Origin of the sequence: Nocardioides sp. (assembly GCF_035429765.1) — a bacterium.
Lineage (GTDB): Bacteria > Actinomycetota > Actinomycetes > Propionibacteriales > Nocardioidaceae > Nocardioides.
In genome coordinates, this window is the sequence record NZ_DAOMFK010000268.1 from 1 (window position 1) to 3,293 (window position 3,293).

Annotated in this window: 4 protein-coding genes; 3 read left to right on the forward strand and 1 reads right to left on the reverse strand. The window is 74.2% G+C overall.

Going from position 1 to position 3,293, the window contains the following annotated elements:
- The 3 genes from PLP61_RS15915 to PLP61_RS15925 all read left to right on the forward strand — a co-directional run.
- Positions 1-954, forward strand: a 954-nt coding sequence (locus PLP61_RS15915) for a hypothetical protein (RefSeq protein ID WP_324503740.1), incomplete at its 5' end; no start/stop codon positions are given.
- 230 nt (positions 955-1,184) lie between these two features.
- Complete coding sequence (locus tag PLP61_RS15920) at positions 1,185-1,811, forward strand: TetR/AcrR family transcriptional regulator (RefSeq protein ID WP_324503742.1); 627 nt, start codon at positions 1,185-1,187, stop codon at positions 1,809-1,811.
- A 9-nt stretch (positions 1,812-1,820) separates the two neighbouring features.
- Positions 1,821-3,047 carry a peptidase C69 family protein gene (locus PLP61_RS15925; protein ID WP_324503743.1) on the forward strand — a complete coding sequence of 409 codons (1,227 nt, stop codon included), beginning with the start codon at positions 1,821-1,823 and terminating at the stop codon, positions 3,045-3,047.
- Here the strand turns inward: PLP61_RS15925 and PLP61_RS15930 are convergent.
- A partial coding sequence (locus tag PLP61_RS15930) for an oxidoreductase (RefSeq protein WP_502889090.1) occupies positions 3,014-3,293 on the reverse strand: 280 nt, incomplete at its 5' end. The genes PLP61_RS15925 and PLP61_RS15930 overlap by 34 nt on opposite strands.

Here is a 3,293-nt window from a genome sequence, read left to right on the forward strand (position 1 = left end):
CAGCGCGGCGCCAAGCCGGTGCCGGTACCCGCGGCTGCGCGGCCCGTCGACACCTCGCACCCCACCCGGTGGGTGGGCACCGGAACACCGGAGAGCTGCACCTCGCGCGCGGTGGTGGCCGCGGTGCGGAAGGGCGGGATCATCCGCTTCCGCTGCGGCCCGGACCCGGTGCGCATCGAGATGACCCGGACCGCCAAGGTGGTCAACACCAGCACGAGGGTGGTCCTCGACGGCGAGGGGAAGGTCACCCTGAGCGGGGGCGGCCAGCGGCGGATCCTGTACCAGAACACCTGCGACCCCAAGCAGGTGTGGACCACCGACCACTGCGACGACCAGGCCACCCCCCGGCTCGTCGTGCAGAACCTCACCTTCGCCCGGGGCCGTTTCTCCGGGCCCAACGACTACACGGCCGGCGGCGGCGCCATCTTCGCCCGCGGTGGCCGGCTGAAGATCGTCAACAGCCGGTTCGTGAACAACCGCTGCAGCCGGAACGGCGCGGACCTCGGTGGAGCAGCCGTGCGGGCGCTGGAGCAGTACCACGACCTCCCCGTGTACGTCGTCCACAGCACGTTCCGGGGCGGCGTGTGCAGCAACGGCAGCGCGCTGGGCAGCATCGGGGTGTCGTGGTCGGTGTACAACAGCACCTTCACCGGGAACCGAGCCGTCGGCCACGGCGCCAACCCGCCGCGCTCGGGCACGCAGGGCGGAGGCTCCGGTGGTGCGATCTACCTCGACGGCAACGACATCCACCTGCTGCTGGCCGGCACCACGGTGACCGAAAACCACGCCAACGAGGGCGGCGGGGCGATCTTCTTCGTCAGCAACGACCGGACCGGCACCCTCGCGCTGCGCTGGTCCACGCTGCGGCGCAACCCCAGCGACGGTTTCGAGACGCTGCCGGGCATCTTCTTCCTCGGCGCCTCACGCAGCATCAGCCACTCGATCGTGCGCTGAGCCCCCCGCAGCGAGGGTGCGAGCGAGGTCCGGACACAGCTGCGGCGACGCGCTCCCCCGTGGTGCGCGCCGCCGCAGTCGGACTCGGCCCAGGTGGCGTCTCGGGTCGCGCACCCGGTCAGCCCGAGCTGACGCCGAGTCCCCCACGGTCCGGCGCCGGGAAGATTCTGACACAGCAAAGTGATAAACGCACCGGGTGGTCCACCGGGTGGACGCGGTACCGTCAGGGGGTGGGGGCGACCGGGTCTCGCAAGCGGGGCAGGCCACCGGTCCACCAGCGCTCGGACCTGCTGGACGCGGCGGCTCGGACCGTCGTGCAGCGCGGGTACGCCGGGCTGCGCTACCAGGACGTCTCCCGGGCCAGCGGGGTCGCGGTCGCCAGCCTGCGGCACTACTTCCCCACCCTCGACCTGCTGCGCAGGGAGGCGCTCGAGCACGCCGTCCGGGTCGAGCTGGCGCAGATGCGGGCCGGCCTCGCGGAGATCGAGGACCCCTGGGAGCAGCTGCGCTGGCACGTCGTCGCGACCATCGACCTGGACATGGACTCACGGAGGGAGGGCTGGCTGCTGTGGCTGGAGTACTGGCGGGCCGCCGCCCACGAGCCTGCGCTGGCCACCGACACCGAGGAGGTGCAGCAGGCCTGGGTCGACCTGGTCCAGGAGTCCATCGACGCCGGGGTGGCCGCCGGCAGGTTCCACCTCGACCAGACCGCTCCCGAGGCGGCGCGTGAGTTCTGCGCGCTGATGGACGGCTTCGGCATGTGGCTGGTCGTCGAGCACCCCGAGCAGCGCGCCCGCGACGCGATCGCCTCGGTCGAGCGGGCGGCACTGCGCATGCTCGGCCTGGGCGGTCGCTAGATTGACCCCATGTGCGACACCTTCGTCGCTCGCACCGACGCCGGGATGCTGCTGGCCAAGAACAGCGACCGCGACCCCAACGAGGCCCAGTCGCTGCGGTGGTACGCCGCGGCGGACCACCCGCCCGGGGAGCCGCTGCGCACCACCTGGTCCACCATCCCGCAGGTTGCCCACACCCACGCCGTGGTGCTCTCGCAGCCGTGGTGGATGTGGGGTGCGGAGATGGGGGCCAACGAGCACGGGGTGACGATCGGGAACGAGGCGGTCTTCACCCGGCGTACCGGCCGGCAGGCCCGGACCGGCACCGAGCTGCTCGGCATGGACCTGCTCCGGCTGGCGCTGGAGCGCGCCACTCACCGCGACGAGGCGGTCGAGGTGATCGTGACGCTCCTGGAGCAGCACGGCCAGGGTGGCTCGTGCAGCCACGAGCACCCGCGGTTCACCTACGACAACTCCTTTCTGGTCGCCGACCCGGCCGGAGCGACGGTGCTGGAGACCGCCGGGCGGCACTGGGCGAGCGAGGAGGTGGCGGGCCGCGGCCGGAGCATCTCCAACGGGCTGACGATCCCCGGCTTCGCCGAGCGCCACGCCGACCCACTGCGCGGCCGGGTCGCCCGGTGCGCGGTACGCCGCGCGCGGACCGCCGAGTCAGCGCAGCGCGCGACGGGGGTGGCGGACATGATCGCCGGGCTGCGTGACCACGCCGGACCGGCCCCCACCTGGTCCCTGGTCAACGGAGCCCTCTCGGCGCCGTGCGCGCACGCGGGCGGCCTGGTCACCTCCACCCAGAGCACGGCCTCCTGGGTGGCCGACCTGCGGGGGACGCCGCAGCACTGGGTGACCGGCACCTCGGCCCCCTGCACCGGGTTGTTCCGGCCGGTGGTGGTGAACCAGCCGCTCCCGGAGGACCCCGGCACGAACCGGTTCGACCCGGCGTCCGCCTGGTGGCGCCACGAGCTGCTGCACCGCACGGTGCTGCGCGACCACGCCGCGGGGCTCGCCCTCTTCCGCGAGGAGCGTGACGCCACCGAGCGGGCCTGGCTCGACGCGCCGCCCGAGCCCGGGGAGGCTGCGGCGGAGGCGGACCGCCTGGACCGGTGGTGGACGGCGCTGGTGGCCGGAGCCGATCTCGAAGACGCCCGGCCGGCCTGGCTGCGTCGGCTGTGGCGGCGCTGGGACGCCGCCGCCGACGTACCGCAGGCTCAGCCGGAGCGGGGCCAGGCCCCCCTGACGTAGTTCGGCGGGTAGGCGGCCAGCTCCTGGTCCACGCCGAGAGCGGCGGCGGCCCGCTGGGGCCAGGCGGGGTCGCGCAGCGCGGCGCGGGCGAGCAGCACCACGTCCGCCGCACCCTGGGCCAGGACCGTCTCCGCCTGGGCCGGCTCGGTGATGAGTCCCACCGCGCCGACCGGGACGCCGGCGCGGCGGACACCCGCGGCGAGGGCGACCTGGTAGCCCGGGCCGACCGGGATCTGCGCCGGGGCG